Annotated in this window: 17 protein-coding genes; 7 read left to right on the forward strand and 10 right to left on the reverse strand. The window is 70.7% G+C overall.

What is annotated here, in order from left to right; genetic code table 11:
* Positions 1-109: 109 nt before the first annotated feature.
* Both ABZT49_RS01075 and ABZT49_RS01080 read right to left on the reverse strand, forming a co-directional pair.
* Positions 110-1,477 carry a PleD family two-component system response regulator gene (locus ABZT49_RS01075; protein ID WP_355281876.1) on the reverse strand — a complete coding sequence of 456 codons (1,368 nt, stop codon included), beginning with the start codon at positions 1,475-1,477 and terminating at the stop codon, positions 110-112.
* A gap of 27 nt (positions 1,478-1,504) precedes the next feature.
* Positions 1,505-1,885 carry a response regulator gene (locus tag ABZT49_RS01080; protein WP_093570411.1) on the reverse strand — a complete coding sequence of 127 codons (381 nt, stop codon included), beginning with the start codon at positions 1,883-1,885 and terminating at the stop codon, positions 1,505-1,507.
* Positions 1,886-2,020: 135 nt separating this feature from the next.
* On the opposite strand from ABZT49_RS01080, the gene ABZT49_RS01085 reads away from it, so the two are divergent.
* Entirely contained in the window at positions 2,021-2,308 is a 288-nt protein-coding gene (locus ABZT49_RS01085; protein WP_355281879.1) for a DUF3572 family protein, read from the forward strand.
* Complete coding sequence (locus ABZT49_RS01090) at positions 2,305-3,630, forward strand: DNA polymerase IV (RefSeq protein WP_355281881.1); 1,326 nt, start codon at positions 2,305-2,307, stop codon at positions 3,628-3,630. Before ABZT49_RS01085 ends, ABZT49_RS01090 begins: the two co-directional genes overlap by 4 nt.
* 23 nt (positions 3,631-3,653) lie before the next feature.
* Here ABZT49_RS01090 and ABZT49_RS01095 read toward each other — a convergent pair whose 3' ends face one another.
* Positions 3,654-4,532, reverse strand: coding sequence for a cell envelope integrity EipB family protein (locus ABZT49_RS01095; protein WP_355281884.1), 879 nt, complete (start codon positions 4,530-4,532; stop codon positions 3,654-3,656).
* Between the two features lie 619 nt (positions 4,533-5,151).
* Between ABZT49_RS01095 and ABZT49_RS01100 the strand changes: the two genes are divergently transcribed.
* Complete coding sequence (locus ABZT49_RS01100; RefSeq protein WP_355281887.1) at positions 5,152-5,670, forward strand: GcrA family cell cycle regulator; 519 nt, start codon at positions 5,152-5,154, stop codon at positions 5,668-5,670.
* A 274-nt stretch (positions 5,671-5,944) separates the two neighbouring features.
* On the opposite strand, the gene phoB is transcribed toward ABZT49_RS01100, so the two are convergent.
* The 6 genes from phoB to pstS form a co-directional block, all read right to left on the reverse strand.
* On the reverse strand, positions 5,945-6,646 hold the full coding sequence (phoB, locus tag ABZT49_RS01105) for a phosphate regulon transcriptional regulator PhoB (protein ID WP_355281890.1): 702 nt from the start codon (positions 6,644-6,646) through the stop codon (positions 5,945-5,947).
* A gap of 70 nt (positions 6,647-6,716) precedes the next feature.
* Positions 6,717-7,436 (reverse strand): phosphate signaling complex protein PhoU, encoded by a 720-nt coding sequence (gene phoU / locus ABZT49_RS01110; RefSeq protein WP_109970294.1) that lies wholly within the window; start codon positions 7,434-7,436, stop codon positions 6,717-6,719.
* Between the two features lie 83 nt (positions 7,437-7,519).
* Positions 7,520-8,332 carry a phosphate ABC transporter ATP-binding protein PstB gene (gene pstB, locus ABZT49_RS01115; protein ID WP_355281894.1) on the reverse strand — a complete coding sequence of 271 codons (813 nt, stop codon included), beginning with the start codon at positions 8,330-8,332 and terminating at the stop codon, positions 7,520-7,522.
* Positions 8,333-8,359: 27 nt separating this feature from the next.
* Complete coding sequence (pstA, locus tag ABZT49_RS01120) at positions 8,360-9,268, reverse strand: phosphate ABC transporter permease PstA (RefSeq protein WP_355281896.1); 909 nt, start codon at positions 9,266-9,268, stop codon at positions 8,360-8,362.
* Between the two features lie 34 nt (positions 9,269-9,302).
* A complete protein-coding gene (gene pstC / locus ABZT49_RS01125) occupies positions 9,303-10,277 on the reverse strand; it encodes a phosphate ABC transporter permease subunit PstC (protein WP_355281899.1) in 975 nt (324 codons plus the stop codon).
* Positions 10,278-10,569: 292 nt separating this feature from the next.
* Entirely contained in the window at positions 10,570-11,607 is a 1,038-nt protein-coding gene (pstS, locus tag ABZT49_RS01130; RefSeq protein ID WP_355281901.1) for a phosphate ABC transporter substrate-binding protein PstS, read from the reverse strand.
* Positions 11,608-12,037: 430 nt separating this feature from the next.
* On the opposite strand from pstS, the gene ABZT49_RS01135 reads away from it, so the two are divergent.
* Together ABZT49_RS01135 and ABZT49_RS01140 are read left to right on the forward strand one after the other, a co-directional pair.
* Positions 12,038-12,235, forward strand: a complete 198-nt coding sequence (locus tag ABZT49_RS01135; RefSeq protein WP_109974970.1) for a hypothetical protein — start codon at positions 12,038-12,040, stop codon at positions 12,233-12,235.
* A gap of 364 nt (positions 12,236-12,599) precedes the next feature.
* Positions 12,600-13,322: a sigma-70 family RNA polymerase sigma factor gene (locus tag ABZT49_RS01140; protein ID WP_355281903.1), complete on the forward strand. Its 723-nt coding sequence runs from the start codon at positions 12,600-12,602 to the stop codon at positions 13,320-13,322.
* A 63-nt stretch (positions 13,323-13,385) separates the two neighbouring features.
* Here ABZT49_RS01140 and ABZT49_RS01145 read toward each other — a convergent pair whose 3' ends face one another.
* Positions 13,386-13,739 carry a CsbD family protein gene (locus tag ABZT49_RS01145; protein WP_355281906.1) on the reverse strand — a complete coding sequence of 118 codons (354 nt, stop codon included), beginning with the start codon at positions 13,737-13,739 and terminating at the stop codon, positions 13,386-13,388.
* A 257-nt stretch (positions 13,740-13,996) separates the two neighbouring features.
* Here ABZT49_RS01145 and ABZT49_RS01150 point away from each other — a divergent pair, with 257 nt between their 5' ends.
* Entirely contained in the window at positions 13,997-14,998 is a 1,002-nt protein-coding gene (locus tag ABZT49_RS01150) for a DUF2865 domain-containing protein (protein WP_355281908.1), read from the forward strand.
* A 458-nt stretch (positions 14,999-15,456) separates the two neighbouring features.
* On the forward strand, positions 15,457-16,383 hold the full coding sequence (locus ABZT49_RS01155; protein ID WP_355281911.1) for an MBL fold metallo-hydrolase: 927 nt from the start codon (positions 15,457-15,459) through the stop codon (positions 16,381-16,383).
* Positions 16,384-16,457 lie beyond the last annotated feature (74 nt).

Raw genomic sequence — 16,457 nt, forward strand, 5'->3', positions numbered from 1 at the left:
TGTATCGTTGGCGGTTATGGATCCCGGGTTCCGCTGCGCGGCCCCGGGATGACCAGGAGGGTGTCTGAGCCGTAAACGATCACGCGGAAAGCGTCCGCCCCCCTCCCCCTCACGCCGCGACGGCGGCGACCACCCGGTTCCGGCCGGACTGCTTGGCTTGGTAGAGGGCGAGGTCGGCGCGCTTGAGCATCTGGGCCGGATCGGCATCCTCGGGCTGGCGGGCGGCGACGCCGATCGAGACCGTGACGGCGATGGCGCTGGTGCCGCGCTGGACCTGGAACGGCGCCGCCTCGATCCGCTCGCGGATGCGCTCGGCGACCTGGCGGGCGGCGTCGAGCCCGGTATCGGGCACCACCACGACGATCTCCTCGCCGCCGAAGCGCGCCACGACGTCGATGCCGCGGGTCTGGGCCCGGATGCGGGTGGCGAATTCCCTCAGGACCTCGTCGCCGGCATCGTGGCCGAAGCGGTCGTTGATCGACTTGAAGCGGTCGATGTCGAGAATCAGCAGCGCCACCGGCCGGTCGCGCAAGGACGGCTCGGAGAACAGGCCGCCGAGATAGCTGTCGAGGTAACGCCGGTTGTGCAGGCCGGTGAGCCCGTCGGTCACCGCGAGGTCCATCGAGACCTGGACCGATTCGCGCAGCGAATCCGAGAAGCGCCGGCGCTTCACCTGGGTGCGGACCCGGGCGACGAGCTCGTTGCGGTCGATCGGGCGGACGAGGTAATCGTGCACGCCGAGATCGAGGCCGCGCATGATCCGCGCCCGGTCATGCGCGTCGGCCATCATCACCACCGGCACGGTGCGGGTGCGGTCGAGGGAGCGGAGCTGGCTGCACAGGCGCAGGCCGTCATGGTCCTGGAGGTCGAGGCTCACCAGCACCACGTCGTAATCGCCCGTCTTGACCCGATCCAGGGCCTCCTGCGGCGAGGCCACGGTCTCGACGCAATGGTACTGGCCGAGCGCCGCCGCCAGCCGCTCGGCGGAGGAACGACGGTCCTCGACGATCAGCACGTTGGCGTTGTGCCCGGTCTCCGCGGCGGCGGCCGCCAGCGGGTCGCCGACCCGCGACGCCATGGCGCGGCTGCGCAATTCGTCGGTCACCGCCTTCAGGCGCACCAGGCTGCGCACCCGGGCCATCAGGGCGGTGTCGTCGATCGGCTTGGTGAGAAAATCGTCGGCCCCGGCGTCGAGCCCGCGCAGGCGGTCGCTCGGCTGGTCGAGGGCGGTCACCATCACCACCGGCAGATGCGCGGTCGTCGGCGTCGACTTGATCCGCCGGCAGACCTCGAACCCGTCCATGCCCGGCATCATCACGTCGAGCAGGACGATGTCGCACAGGCCCTTCTCGCACACCGCGAGAGCGTCGGGCCCGTTCATCGCCGAAACGACGTCGAAATACTCGACGGTCAATTTCGTTTCGAGCAATTTAATATTCGGGAAGAGGTCGTCGACGATGAGAACGCGTGCCGACATGGAAGGCCAGGCCCCTCTCAGCTCTGCTCAGCTCTGGCGCTCGTCGCCGACATAGGTGCGGACCGTCGCGAGGAACTTCGCGACCGAGATGGGCTTGGACAGGTAGGCCTCGCAGCCCCCCTCGCGGATGCGCTCCTCGTCACCCTTCATGGCGAAGGCCGTGATGGCGATCACCGGGATGCTCTTGAGCTCATCGTCCTCCTTGAGCCATTTAGTGACCTCAAGGCCCGACACCTCGGGGAGCTGAATGTCCATCAGGATCAGGTCAGGCCGATGCCGGCGCGCCAGCTCGATCGCCTCGATCCCGTTGGCCGTCTTGAGGGTCGCGTAGCCGTGAGCCTCCAACAAGTCGTTGAAAAGCTTCATATTCAGCTCGTTGTCCTCGACGATGAGCACCGTCTTCGTCATGGCTCACTGTCTCCGGCGCTCCCGCGGGCCGCGTCACACCCCGGCTGCGACCGGATCCGCAACACTGTTAAGCGGCACATGTTGATGAAACGCAAATTCGAAGGATTTGCCAGGGGGTCCGATCCCCGTGGCGGAGTGCTGAGTGAATCCGCCGCGGAGGCCCTGGGCGCCCGCGTCTTCGCCTACGTCACCGGCGAGCCCGGGCGATTGCTCCGGTTCATGGAGAGCTCCGGTCTCTCGCCGGATGCGCTGCGGCAGGCGGCCGACAGTCCCGATCTCGTCGCCGGCCTCCTCGATCACGTGGTGGCCGACGAGGAACTGCTCCTCGCCTGCGCCGCCGCCCTGGAGGTGCCGCCGGAGCGGATCACCCAGGCCTGGCGCCGCCTCGGCCCACCCGAGGACACGGGCGAGTTCGGGGCGTGAGCGCGGGCGCGCTCTGTCGCGATTGCGGGGCGAGCCCGCCGGGCGACGCCCCGCGCTGCCGGGCCTGCGGCTCGCCGCGCCTGCTCGTCCATCCGGAGCGCGACGCGCTCGCCATCGCGCATGTCGATTGCGACGCGTTCTACGCCGCGGTCGAGAAGCGCGACGACCCCTCCCTGCGCGACCGGCCGCTGATCATCGGCGGGGGCCGGCGCGGGGTGGTCTCGACCGCCTGCTACATCGCCCGCATCCGCGGCGTCCACTCGGCGATGCCGATGTTCCGCGCCCTCGAAGCCTGCCCGGACGCGGTGGTGCTGCGGCCCGACATGGAAAAGTACGCCCGGGTCGGCCGGCAGGTGCGGGCGATGATGCAGGCGCTCACGCCGCTCGTCGAGCCGGTCTCGATCGACGAGGCCTTCCTTGACCTGTCGGGCACCGAGCGGCTGCACGGCGCCCCGCCCGCCGTGACGCTGGCACGCTTCGCCCGCCGAGTGGAGGCGGAGATCGGCATCACCGTCTCGGTCGGACTCGCGCCCAACAAGTTTTTGGCCAAGATCGCTTCGGACCTCGAGAAGCCGCGCGGCTTCTCGATCATCGGCCGGGCGGAGGCGCAAGCCTTCCTGGCGCCGCGGCCGGTGCGGATCCTGCCCGGGATCGGCCAGGCCGCGGCCGAGCGCCTCGCGGCGCTCGGCATCCACCGCATCGGCGAGATCGGTAAAATCGCGCCGGAGCGGCTGCATGCGAGCCTCGGACGCGACGCCGCCCGCCTCCTGGCGCTCGCCCGCGGCGAGGACCGGCGCGTGGTGCAGCCGCGACGGGAGGCGAAGAGCATCTCGGGCGAGACCACCTTCGCGGAGGATCTGCGCGCCTTCGAGGCCCTGCGGCCGGTGCTCTGGCGGCTGTGCGAGACGGTGGCGCGGCGCCTGAAGCGCGCGGAACTCGCCGCCGGCAGCGTGACCCTGAAGCTGAAGGACCGGGATTTCCGCCTGCGCACCCGCACCCGCTCGGGGCTGGCCCCGACGCAGGTCGCCGAGCGGCTGTTCCGCCCGGCCGAGGCGCTGCTGCGCGACTCCTGCGACGGCACCGCCTACCGGCTGATCGGAATCGGGGCCGGCGACCTGTGCGACGCGGCCCATGCCGACAGGGGCGACCTCGCCGACGTCTCGGCCGTGCGCGAGGCGAGCCGGGCGGCGGCGATCGACGCCCTGCGCGAGCGCTTCGGCGCGGCCGCCGTGCAGCGCGGGCTCGGCTTCGCGCCGCCCGCGGGCGATCCCCGCGGCAAGGAGCGTGGGGGCAAGGAGCCGCCGGAGCGGGAGCCGCGCTGACCGCACCCGATCGGACCGGCGTCCTACTTGCAGTCCTTGCTCTCCGGCATGAGGTCGACCCGCGACAGCTCGCCCTTGAGCGAGAACTCGCCGTAATCGAGGCGCAGCGCGCCGCTGACGCCGTTCTCGTAGAGGTCGAAGGCGAGGACGTAGACCGGGGTCCGCTCCCCCTCCCCCGGCGAGAAGTAGCTCAGCGTCACCGGCCAGTGCGGCATCGACGCCATCGCGCCGTCGCGCAACGGCGCCTCGACAGGTGCAGCGGCAGGCTTGGGCGCGGCAGGCTTGGGTGCATCGGGCGTGCCAGAATCGGGCTTCGCATCGGGCTTGGCCGCGACGCGTTGCGGGCCGATCACCGCTAGGGTGTCGTAGACCTTGCGGCCGTCATCCGACCCGTCGAACACCTTGACGGCGACGGTGGTTTGTCCGGCCCGGGCAGCCTCGATCAGCCGCTTCATGTGGGCTGCGGGAAACAGCACCTCGCCCGGCACCGCCATCTCGCCGCGCTTGGGCTGCTTGAGGGTGATGTCGAGGCCCTTGTCGCCGCGCTCGGCATTGCCGTCGACCGGGGCGGCCGCCTTGCCGTTGAGGTCGGATTGAGTGCGGAAGCGGAAGCTGCGCCCGTCGCCGGTCTCGAAGGTGGTGTTCCGCAGGTCGGAGGTGCGGGTGCCGCTCTCCGAACTCTCCAGCACCGTCACCTGCCGGTACTGCAACGCGAAGCCCTTGCAGGCATCGCCGGTGAAATCGAACACGATCCGGCCGCGGGCGCTCTCGACCGCGCGGGTGCCGGAACTGCCGGACAAGGACAGGTCGTAGACGGCGCGATGGGGCGCGAGGTGCACGGCCTCCGCCGCCACTACGGGCGACGAGAGCGCGAGCAGGACGCACGCGAGGAGTGATCGCATGAGGTCTCCCGGGGCGGCCGTCGGCGCTGGCGTCGGCCCTGTTGGTCCTCTCAAGATAGGCCCCACCCCGGCCCCCGGCAACGTTCCGGGCGCCGGCGATCGCCGGCCGGCCGGCCCGGTGCGTGGCAGTGCGGCCACGCTTGCCGAACAGGGGGCGTGGCGCTGCGGCCACGCTTGCCGAACAGGGGGGCGTGGCAGCGCGGCCACGCTTGCCGAAGACCGGCGGGACAACCCCCGGCTGTCGGGGACCGTTACGGCAGCGCAACCTGCGATCATGCGGCGACCCAGTATCACGGACCCTCCGGGGCGATCCGACAACCCTTTGACAAAAAACGATGATTTCCGGGCGCGATCCGGCACGGCCGCGCCGCGCGCGGCACCGGCAGCGCGACCCGGCCGGGTCCGGACCGCCGGCCGGCCGCGGGGAAAAACCGACTCGGCGGGGGGCGGACTCTTGCGCGGGTGTTAGCCCGTCCTGTAGGTTCACCCCCGTCGCCACCGCTCCAGGCGTGGCGGCGATCACCAGCAGGATCGGACGGAGTCACCGCGCGGCCGAACGGCGTGCCGCTCGCGGCTGCGTGCCGATTCCATGGGTGATGTCGGGGGATTGGAGGCGGCGATGATGGATGCGGGTCCGAGCTGGACGAAGGAACGCGTCGAGCTTCTCAAGCGGCTGTGGAGCGACGGCCGCAGCGCCAGCCAGATCGCCGCCGAGATCGGTGGCGTCTCCCGCAACGCCGTCATCGGCAAGGTCCACCGCCTCGGCTTGGCCGGGCGCATCCTGAAGGGCAACGGCACCGCGCCGACCGGTGGCCGCCGTCCGCGGGGCGAGGGCGAATCCGCGGCTGCGACCGGCGAGACCCCGTCGGTGCTGGCCCCTGCGCCGCCGGCGCTCGCGCTGTATCAGGCCGCATCCCCCACCGACACCACCGCGCTGCCGGAGAGCGTCCGCGTCACCATCATGGAGCTGCGGGAATTCATGTGCCGCTGGCCCATGGGCGACCCGTCGACGCCCGATTTCCGCTTCTGCGGCGACCGCGCCATCACCGGCCTGCCCTACTGCACCCATCACAGCCGCATCGCCTACCAGCCTGCCGCCGAGCGCAAGCGCGACCGCAAGGTCGTCGGGTTCCGCTAAAGGCCCGTATCCGGATGAACGATCCCGGAGGCGGCGTCGCGCCGCTTCCGCGCCGATCCCTTCCGACAGTTCGACGATATCGCTCGAATCCTAACGAATCCTGTCCGGCGGCAATCTGCGGGAAGTCGGGATTTGGCGGAAGCAGGCTTTTCTGGGTTTCTCGACGCCCTGACATCCACCGCGTCATTCCGGGCTCCGCTGCGCGGCCCCGGAATGACGCGGAGGGCGGAGTAACCGACAGCCGAACTCTTCTGCCCGCCGTGAGGACCCAGCCTCACGGCTCCGGCGCGAACATCTCGTCGAACGAGTAGCCGGAGCCGCGCACGGTGCGGATCGGATCAGCGTCGCGGGCGCGGTTGATCGCCTTGCGCAGGCGGCCGATATGCACGTCGACCGTGCGCTCGTCGATGTAGACGTCGTGGCCCCAGACGCCGTCGAGGAGTTGCTCGCGGGAGAAGACCCGGCCGGGGCTCTGCATCAGGAACTCGAGCAGCTTGAACTCGGTCGGGCCGAGATGCAGCTCGCGGCCGTCGCGGCGGACGCGGTGGCTGACCCGGTCGAGCTCGATGTCGCCGGCGACCAGCAGGTCGGCGACGTGGGCGGGCTTGGAGCGGCGCAGCAGCGCGCGGACCCGCGCCAGCAGCTCCGGCACCGAGAACGGCTTGACGATGTAATCGTCGGCGCCGGTGGCGAGCCCCCGCACCCGGTCGCCCTCCTCGCCCCGGGCGGTGAGCATGATCACCGGCAGCCGCTCGGTTTCGCGGCGGGCGCGGATGCGCCGGCAGAGCTCGATGCCGGAGAGGCCGGGCATCATCCAGTCGAGGAGGACGAGGTCGGGGACCTGCTCGCGCAGGCGGATATCCGCCTCGTCGCCCCGGGCGACGGCGTCGACCTCGAAGCCCTCGGCCTCGAGGTTGTAGCGCAGGAGGAGGGTCAGCGCCTCCTCGTCCTCGACGATCAGGATGCGGGTACTCATGCGGGGCACTTCGGGTGAGGTCCGGCGGCGGAGGCCCGCCGGGCGTCACGCCCGGCGAGCCTGCGAGCCATCAGGCCTCCGGCTGGGGATCGAGGGTGGCGAAGCTCGAACGGTCGTTCTTGGGACGATCGGTCGGCAGCGTCTCCCCGGTGGCGAGGTAGTGGATGGTCTCGGCGATGTTGGTGGTGTGGTCGCCGATGCGCTCGACGTTCTTGGCGCAGAACAGGAGGTGCGTGCAGAACGTGATGTTGCGCGGATCCTCCATCATGTAGGTCAGGAGCTCGCGGAACAGCGAGGTGTAGAGCGCGTCGATGCCGCCGTCCCGGGCCCAGACGTCGAGGGCGACGACGGTGTCCTGGGTGGCGTAGGCGTCGAGCACGTCCTTGAGCTGGCCCTGGACCAGCTCGTTCATGTGCTCAACGCCGACGACGATCTTCTGCAGCTGGACCTGGTCGGCGATGGCGACGACGCGCTTGGCGACGTTTTTGGCCAGGTCGCCGATGCGCTCGAGGTCGCCCGAGACGCGGATCGCCGAGATCGTCTCGCGCAGGTCGACCGCCATCGGCTGGCGCTTGGCGATGAGGAGGATGGCCTTCTCCTCGATCTCACGCTGCAGCCCGTCGAGGCGCTGGTCGACGGCGATGACGCTCTGGGCGAGGGCGGTGTCGCGGCGCAGGAGCGCCTGGCCGGAATCGGCGACCATCTTCTCGGCGATGCCGCCCATCTCGGCGATGCTGCGCCGCAGGTTCTGCAGCTCCTGGTCGTAGGAGGTGACGATGTGGTTCGACATGAGGGCTGACTCCCCGCGATGAGGTGGAGTGTGTGACGCGCCGGCCCGGCAGGTCCCGGGCCGGCGGGATGAGTCCGGGAGCCTCAGCCGAACCGGCCGGTGATGTAGTCCTGGGTCTGGCGCTTCGACGGGTTCATGAACAGCCGGTTGGTCGGCCCGAACTCGATCAGCTCGCCGAGATACATGAAGGCGGTGAACTGCGAGATGCGCGCCGCCTGCTGCATGTTGTGGGTGACGATGGCGATGGTGAATTCGCCGCGCAGCTGCTCGATCAGCTCCTCGATGCGGCCGGTCGAGATCGGATCGAGGGCCGAGGTCGGCTCGTCGAACAGGATCACCTCCGGGCGCTGCGCCACGGTGCGGGCGATGCACAGGCGCTGCTGCTGGCCGCCGGACAGGCCCATGCCGGACTGCTTGAGCTTGTCCTTCACCTCGTCCCACAGCGCGCCCTTGCGTAGGGCCTCCTCGACGCGGACGTCGAGGTCGGCCTTGCCGAGGCGCTCGTAGAGCCGGATGCCGAACGCGATGTTGTCGTAGATCGACATCGGGAACGGGGTCGGCTTCTGGAACACCATGCCGACCCGGGCGCGCAGCTCGTTGAGGTCGATCGACGGGTCCAGGATGTTGCGGCCGTCGAGCAGGATCTGCCCCTCGGCGCGCTGCTCGGGATAGAGGCTGTAGATCCGGTTGAAGGTGCGCAGCAGGGTGGACTTGCCGCAGCCCGACGGCCCGATCAGCGCCGTGACCTGGCGGTCGAGGAAGTTGAGGTTGATGTTCTTCAACCCCTTGAAGTCGCCGTAGTAGAAGTTGAGGTCCTTGACGGCGAGGCGGACCTGGGCGGACTCGTCGGCCGTGCTCTGGCCCACGACCGGCACGGCGGTGGCGGTGGCGCTCATCGGGTTGTCTCCAAGCAGGGTGTACGGTCAGCGCCCCTTCGGGCCGCTCAGGACGAGGCGGGCCACGATCGACAGGCCCAGGATGGTGACGGTGATGAGGAGCGCGCCGGCCCAGGCCATCTGGCGCCAGTTCTCGTAGGGCGAGAGGGCGAACTGGTAGATCATCACCGGCAGGTTCGCGACGCCGCCCATCAGGTTCGGGCTGAACCAGGAATTGTTGTTGAGCGCGGTGAAGAGCAGCGGCGCGGTCTCGCCGGCGATGCGGGCCAGCGCCAGCAGGACGCCGGTGACGATGCCCGACTGCGCCGCCCGCCAGGTGACGCTGCGAATGACGATCGAGGTCGGTGCGCCCAGGGCGACGCCGGCCTCGCGCAGGGTGCCGGGCACCAGGCGCAGCATGTCCTCGGTGGTGCGCACGATCACCGGCGTGGCGATGATGGCGAGCGCCACGCCGCCGGCCCAGCCCGAATAGCCGCCCATCGGCCGCACCATCAGGGTGTAGACGAACAGGCCGATCAGGATCGAGGGCGCCGAGAGCAGGATGTCGTTGAGGAAGCGGATCAGGTCGGCGAGCTTCGAGGTGCGGCCGTACTCGGCGAGGTAGGTGCCGGCGAGCACGCCGATCGGGGTGGCGACCACGATGCCGAGCGCCGTCATGACGAGGCTGCCGAGGATCGCGTTGGCGATGCCGCCGCCCTCGGAGCCGGGGCCCGGGGTCACTTGCGTGAGCAGGGTCGGCGTGAAGCCGCGCACGCCCTCGATGATGAGCATCAGCAGGATCGAGCCGAGCACCATCGCGCCGAGCGCCGTCGCGACGGTGCAGGACACGATCAGGAGCTTGTCGGCGGAGCGCCGGCTGGCGCGGACCCGGCCCCATTCCTGGGGAGCGGGCCGGGCGGGGGCGGAGCCCTGGACCGCGGCGGGGGAGGCGTTCATCGGAAGGAAGCGTCCTTGGGCAGGGGTCGGGGGATCAGGCCACCTTCGCGCGGCGCACCAGCAGCCGGGCGATGATGAGCACGATGAAGGTCACGACGAACAGGATGCAGCCGAGCGCCATCAGCGAGCTGAGCTGCAGGCCGTCGGCCTCGTTGAACTCGTTGGCGATGCGCGAGGCGATGGTCGAGCCCGGATCGAAGATCGAGGCCGAGAGGCGGTTGGCGTTGCCGATCACGAAGGTGACCGCCATCGTCTCGCCGAGCGCGCGGCCGAGGCCCAGCATGATCGCCCCGATGATCGAGACCGAGGCCTGCGGGATCAGCACGTGGCGCACGACCTCCCAGGTGGTGCAGCCGATGCCGTAGGCGCTCTCGCGCAGGACGGTCGGGATCTGGTCGAGCATGTCGCGGGTGATCGAGGCCACGAACGGCACGATCATGATCGCCAGGATGATGCCGGCGGTGAGCACGCCGACGCCGGACGGCACCTGGGCGTAGAACAGGGTGCCGACGATCGGCATCCCCTCGACTAGGTTCGAGACCGGGATCTGCACGAAGCGCGCGAAGAGCGGCGCGAAGACGAACAGGCCCCACATGCCGTAGATGATGCTCGGCACGGCGGCGAGCAGCTCGATCGTCATCGAGACCGGGCGGCGAGCCCAGCCGGGGCAGAGCTGGGTCAGGTAGATCGCTATGCCGAGCGAGATCGGCACGCCGATGACGAGGGCGAGCAGCGCCGACACGAGGGTGCCGATGATGGCGACGAGCGCGCCGTACTCCTCGCGCCCGACGTTCCAGGCGCTGGAGACGAGGAAGTTGGGGCCGAAGGCCTGGAAGGCGGGCCAGCCGCCATAGGCGATCGAGGCGAGGATGCCGGCAAGGACGAGCAGCACCAGCAGCGCCGACGCGAAGGCGGCGCCGCGGAAGATGCGGTCGCCCACGGGGCTTGGGGGGCGGCGGGCGACTTCACGCCTCGCCGCCACAGCAACGTTCTCAGACAACGCGACCATCCGGGTTTCCCTTGGAGTGAGCGGCCTCTAGCGCGCTCGGCGGATCGACGCGAGTCGGACGCGGCCCGGCGGCCGGCCAGCGGCGGGATCTCAGCATCGCTCAATCGCCGCGCGGGCCCGGGATCGGGCCGGCGGAGTGAAGAGGGCGGGTCAACCCGCCCTCCCGGGTGTCAGGCCTTGAGCCAGACACTTGGAGCACTTCACGATCGCGCTGCCATCGTGAAGCTCTCCAAGAGTTTGTTTTGCCGCATTTTCTTCGACGAACCGGTATCCACTTCGCCGGAAAATGCTCTTAGTTGCTGAGGACCGGCTTGCCGTCCTTGACGATCGTCTTCCACTCGTCCTCGACCTGGCCGACGACCTTGTCGGGCAGCGGCACGTAGTCGAGGTCGGAGGCCAGCTTGTCGCCGCTCTTGTAGGCCCAGCGGAAGAACTTCAGCACCTCGGCGGTGCGGGCCGCGTCGGCCGGGTTCTTGTGGACTAGGATGAAGGTCGCGGCGGTGATCGGCCACGCCTTGGCGCCGGGCTGGTTGGTCAGCGAGATGCCGAAGCCGGGAGCGGCCTTCCAGTCGGCATTGGCGGCGGCGGCCTGGAAGGCCTCGTCGCCCGGCATCGGGAACTGGCCGTCCTTGTTCTGGATCAGCGCGACCGGCAGGTTGTTCTGCTTGGCGTAGGCGTACTCGACGTAGCCGATGGCGTTCGGGACCTGCTTGACGACGGCCGTGACGCCCTCGTTGCCCTTGCCGCCCTGGCCGGTCGGCCAGCTGACCGTGGTCGAGGCGCCGAGCTCGGACTTCCAGGCCGGCGACACGTCCGACAGGTAGGTGGTGAAGATGTTGGTGGTGCCGGACGCGTCCGACCGGTAGACCGCGGTGATCGGCGCGTCGGGGAGCTTCACGCCCTCGTTGAGCTTGGCGATCTTCGGGTCCGACCACTTCTTGATCTTGCCCTGGTAGATCTCGGCCAGGACCTCGCCGGTGAGCTTGACCTCGCCGGTCTTTACGCCCTGGATGTTCACCACCGGGACGACGCCGCCCATCACGGTCGGGAACTGGACCAGCCCGTCCTTGTCGAGGGCCGCGCCCTTCAGCGGCGCGTCGGTGGCGCCGAAATCGACGGTCTTGGCCTGGATCTGCTTGATGCCGCCGCCCGAGCCGATCGACTGGTAGTTCAGTCCGTTGCCGGTCTCCTTGCGGTAGGCCTCGGCCCACTTGGAATAGACCGGGAACGGGAAGGTGGCGCCGGCGCCGGTGATGTCGAGGGCGAGCGCCGAGGTGGCGATCTGGGCGGTCGCGAGCCCGATGGCGAGCGCGTAGGAGAAGGGCTTCACTGGTATCTCTCCGTGTTCGGATCGGTCCGGCACGATGCGGGCGCGCTGTCGCTGGCCCGCACCCTGCGCGTCGACGGCCGGTGAGGCCGCGACCGGCTTCCCTGGTGCGCCGGATCGTGTCCCGATCGTTGCCGGGGCGTCCGCCGCAGCGCGAGGGATAAGCCCGGTGCGACGCCGGCCCTATGACGGTTGCATGACGTTGAGATGACAGACGCGGGCCGGATGCGACGGTCCGGCCCTCTCATGCGTTGGGAGGGCAACGCATGCGGCCCCTTGCGGGCCGCCACCCCAACCGACAGGACGAGCCGTCGTGCACAACCTCCATACGACGACAGAGCGAAACCGGAGCCAGGGCAGCCGCGAGGCCGGTCGTTCCGACGACCCAAAGCACGACAATCCGAGATCCGACGATCCCAGGCGCCGGGAGCTGATGGCCCTCCACGCCGAGCGGGCGGAGCTGGAGCAGCGCCTCGCCCGGGCCGAGCAGGAACGCCTCTACCTCACCGACCCGGCCGCCGCGGCCGCGGCGCAAGGCGAGGAAGCCGCGCTGCTGGCCGAACTCGACCGCCTGATGACCCGCATTCGCGCGGCCGAGTACCGGAGCCAGCCCGGCGCCCGCACCTGGTAGCGGCGGGGTAAAGCGAAACGACGGAGCAGGGCGTCCGAACGCAGGAATTTGAGCAGGGAACCTAGGCAGTACGAGACCGTTGCCCCTCGCGACCCGGGCCACCGGCCTGGGCGCCGCGCGGCCGTGCGGCCGTGCGAGGGACGGAGCGACGGCGATGCGGTGCGGCGAGGTGCGGATCGAGGGCGCGGTGGGGCACTGGATGCGCCGCTGCTGAGCCCCTCCCCCACCCGCGGCGATGCGCGCGGATCGACAGGCGCGCGGCGCGCCCCACTTCCCTTCCAGGAAGCCCCGGCGGGGTATTGTCGCGAGCGGCCCGTCAGAGTGCCGCCGCCCCGCCCTCCCCGCTTCAGAACGTGAGAGTCGCATGGCGTCCACCGACAACCCCATCCTCAGCACCGAAGCCAAGCCCGGCCTGCCCCCGACCGTCCAGCGCCATCTCGGCCACCAGCTGCGCGCCGCCTACGCGCCCCTCGAGACCGCCGCGACCCCGGAGATCTTCCTCGCGCTGATCGAGCGGCTGGAGGCGGCGCTGGCCGCGCAAGGCCGCGCCGTCGAGCCGGAATTCCGCGAGGGGATGCTGGCTGCCCTGTCGTCCCTGCGCGCCTTCGCGCTCTCGCTCACCAACAACGCGGCGCGGGCCGACGACCTCGTCCAGGACACGATCCTGCGCGCCTGGCAGAACCAGCACCGCTTCCAGCCCGGCACCAACCTCAACGCCTGGCTGTTCACCATCCTGCGCAACGCCTTCTACTCCGAGCAGCGCAAGCGGATGCGCGAGGTGCAGGACGAGGACGGCTCCTACGCCGCGCGCCTGTTCACCGCCCCCGACCAGGGTCACCGCCTCGACGTGCAGGACCTGCGCGCCGGCCTCGCCAAGCTGCCGCCGGACCAGCGCGAGGCGCTGATCCTGGTCGGCGCCGAGGGCCTGTCCTACGAGGAGGTGGCGGGCATCTGCGGCGTCGCGATCGGCACGATCAAGAGCCGGGTCAACCGCGCCCGCAACCGTCTGGCCGAGCTCCTCGGCTATAGCGACGACGACCTCTCCGGCGACCGGATGATGCAATCGGCCATGGGCGAAGGCGTCTGAGCCGTCGCACCTTTCGCTCGTCGATGACGGCGCCCGCGGCTGATCCCGCGGGCGCTTCCCGTTTCAGTGCCGGTTGTGCATCAGCCAGCCGAAGATGTAGCCGATCCCGCCCGCCAGCAGCAGGGCCGCGAGGTGATGGTCGCCGATCTGGCGGGCCACCGCCCGGTCGGCGCGGTGGTACGTGTGGCGCCCGGTCTCGCGGGCCTGGTCGAGCGAGTCCGGCGCGGCGTCGGCGAGGCCGCGCACCGCCTCCCTCACCCCGTCCTTGGCCTGGCCGTAGATATTGCGGGCCGTTCCCGACGCCTGGTCCGCGACGCCCTGCGCCCGGGTGCCGGCATCGCCGGTCCACTCGCCGACGCGCTGCTGCACCTTGCCGCCGAGCTCCTGGCCGGCACCGATGATTCGGTCGGAATCCATCGCGTCTCTCCGTCGTGACGGGCGGTCCGCGCACGGCCGCCGCTCCCTCCTCAACGCGCCGCGAGCCGAAACGGTCGCGCGATCCCGCCCCCCGGCGTTCGGAGTTGACTGGCGGAGAGTATTGGGACGAGGCACCGGGAGGTCGAATCACCTCGCCAGCGGCGCCGAGTCATGAAATTGTTAACTCAGCGCTTTTCCGCAGTTGCGCGAGTCCGGGGCGAATTGTTAATTGGCCTTAACCTTTGGTGAGGCATCCTGTGAACTTCCCCCCGATTCCGACCGCGGCCGGTGGCGCCCGGACGCGCGCCCTCGTCCGCACGCTGGCGCTCGGCACGCTGCTCGGCCTCGGGGGCGTCGGGGCCGGCACCACCCTGGTTCATGCCGCGGACGATGCCGGCGTGCTCGATTTCCTGCTCGGCGACGTGCCGCGCAGCCTCGGCCTGCCGTCGCGGGCGCCGCGGGCGGAAGCCTCCCTGAAGGATCGGCGCGTGCGCTGGACGAGCCGGCCGGCCAACGCCGCCGTCGAGCGGCCGCGCTGGAGCGATCCGGCGCCGCGCCGGCAGGCCGCCGAGCCGAAACCCGTCTCCGTCCGCCAGACCCGCGAGCCGGCCCCCGCCGCGAGCCGCTACGACGGCGTCGGCAGCCATGCCCGCACCGTCTGCGTGCGCACCTGCGACGGCTACATGTTCCCGCTGGCGAATCTCCAGAAGGGCGACGCGGTGCCGGCGCAGGAACAGGCCTGCGCGGCCGCCTGCCCGGGGGCGGAGACCGTCCTCTACACGGTGCGGGCCGGCGAGGAGCTCGACCAGGCGGTGAACCGGGCCGGCAAGCCCTATCGCAGCCTCGCCGCTGCCTTCTCCTACCGGAACCGGCTGGTGCCGAGCTGCTCGTGCAACCCGGGCACCGGCGGCTACGCCCGGCTGCTCCTGCGCGACGCGACTTTGCGGCCCGGCGACGCGGTGGCGGGCGGAGTGGGAGCCCAGGTCTTCGCCGGCCGCGGCGGGACGGGCGAGGCCCGCTTCGTCGACTTCCGCCGGGCCGCTATGCTCTCCCAAGCTGAGCGGCGCGAGCTCGACCGCACCCTCGACGTGAGCCGCCTGGAGCGGGTGCGGGCGGAGTTCCGCCGCTCGCTCGCCGCCGAGAAGGGCGGCGGGTTCGGCCGCCTGCGCTACGCCGCCGGTGTCACGGGCTTCGCCGATGTCGTCAGCGACGCCAGCGCCGCCCCGATCCGGATCGTCGCGCCCTCGCCGTACCGCTGAGCCGCCCTGCGGGATTCTGTTGCGGGCCGGAGACAGGGACGCTCTTCCGGGGACCAACGTCCTCGCGGCGCTTGCGATTCACAGGAGCCCGTGACGAAAGTCAATGCGCCGAGGCCCCCACCCGGCTCCCTCCCGCATCGTCGTTCGCCAAGTCCTCCGCCATGTCGCCCGCGCTTGAGAATCGTCTGTTGCCCTACCGCGAAGTCGCGGCCGTCTTCGTGAGTTCAGGCCTGTTCTTCGCAGGCTTGCTGGCTTGGGCGTGGATGGCCACATGACAGGCGGGGGCTAGAGCATTGTCCGACGAAGTGGGCACCGGCTCGTCGTAGAAAATGCGGCAAAGTCAAAAACTTGGAGAGCTTCGCGATTGCAGTGCAATCGTGAAGGGCTCTAAGCCCCTCGACAGGGGGGAGCGCGGCCGCTAACCCGAACGCGTCGTCAACGCCGCGGGAGGCCGTCCGGTGAGCGAATCCGAGGCGCCCGACGCGGCGCCGCCCTTCCTGCGCGAGGCCCCCGCGAGCGGCCGGGTCGAGGCGGTGTCGCCGCTGATCCGGCGGCTGGTCTGCCCGAATGCCGGGCCCTTCACCCAGAGCGGCACCTGCACCTATCTCGTCGGGCACGGCCGCGTGGCGGTGATCGATCCCGGCCCGGACCATCCGGAGCACCGGGCGGCGCTGCTAGCCGCCCTCGACGGCGAAACGGTCGAGGCGATCCTCGTCACCCACACCCACCGCGACCACTCGCCCGGCGCCCGCCCGCTCGCCGCGGCGACCGGCGCGCCCATCGTCGGCTGCGGCCCGCACCGGCCGGCCCGCACGGTGCGCGGGGCCGAGCAGGGCCGGCTCGATGCGGCGGGCGATGCCGACCACCGGCCGGACCGCGAACTCGCCGAGGGTGACGCCGTCTCCGGCCCGGGCTGGACCCTGACGGCGCTCGCCACGCCCGGCCACACCATGAACCACCTCGCCTTCTCGCTCTCCGAGGAGGATGCCCTGTTCTCGGGCGACCACGTCATGGCCTGGTCGACCAGCATCGTGGCACCGCCCGACGGGTCGATGGGCGCCTACATGGCCTCCCTCGACAAGCTGCGCGGCCGGTCCGAGAGCGTGTACTGGCCCGGCCATGGCGGCCCGGTACGCGATCCCCAGCGCTTCGTGCGCGGTCTCCTCAGCCACCGCCGCGCCCGCGAGACCGGGATCCTGGAGCGGCTGGCGGCCGGCGAGCGCACCATCCCGGGCCTCGTCGCCGCGCTCTATTCCGGCCTCGATCCGAAGCTGCGCCCGGCCGCGGCGCTCTCCGTCTTCGCCCATCTGGAGGATCTGGTGGAGCGCGGGCGGGTGGCGACGGACGGGCTGCCGGCGTTGGATGCGGAGTATCGGCCGGGGTGAGGGCCCGATGATCGGGCACGGGTTTCCCCCTTCCCCCCGACGGAACTCGGGCCTGCCCGAGTTCCGCATCCACC

Source organism: Methylobacterium sp. EM32 (assembly GCF_040593685.1).
In the GTDB taxonomy this organism is placed as follows: domain Bacteria; phylum Pseudomonadota; class Alphaproteobacteria; order Rhizobiales; family Beijerinckiaceae; genus Methylobacterium.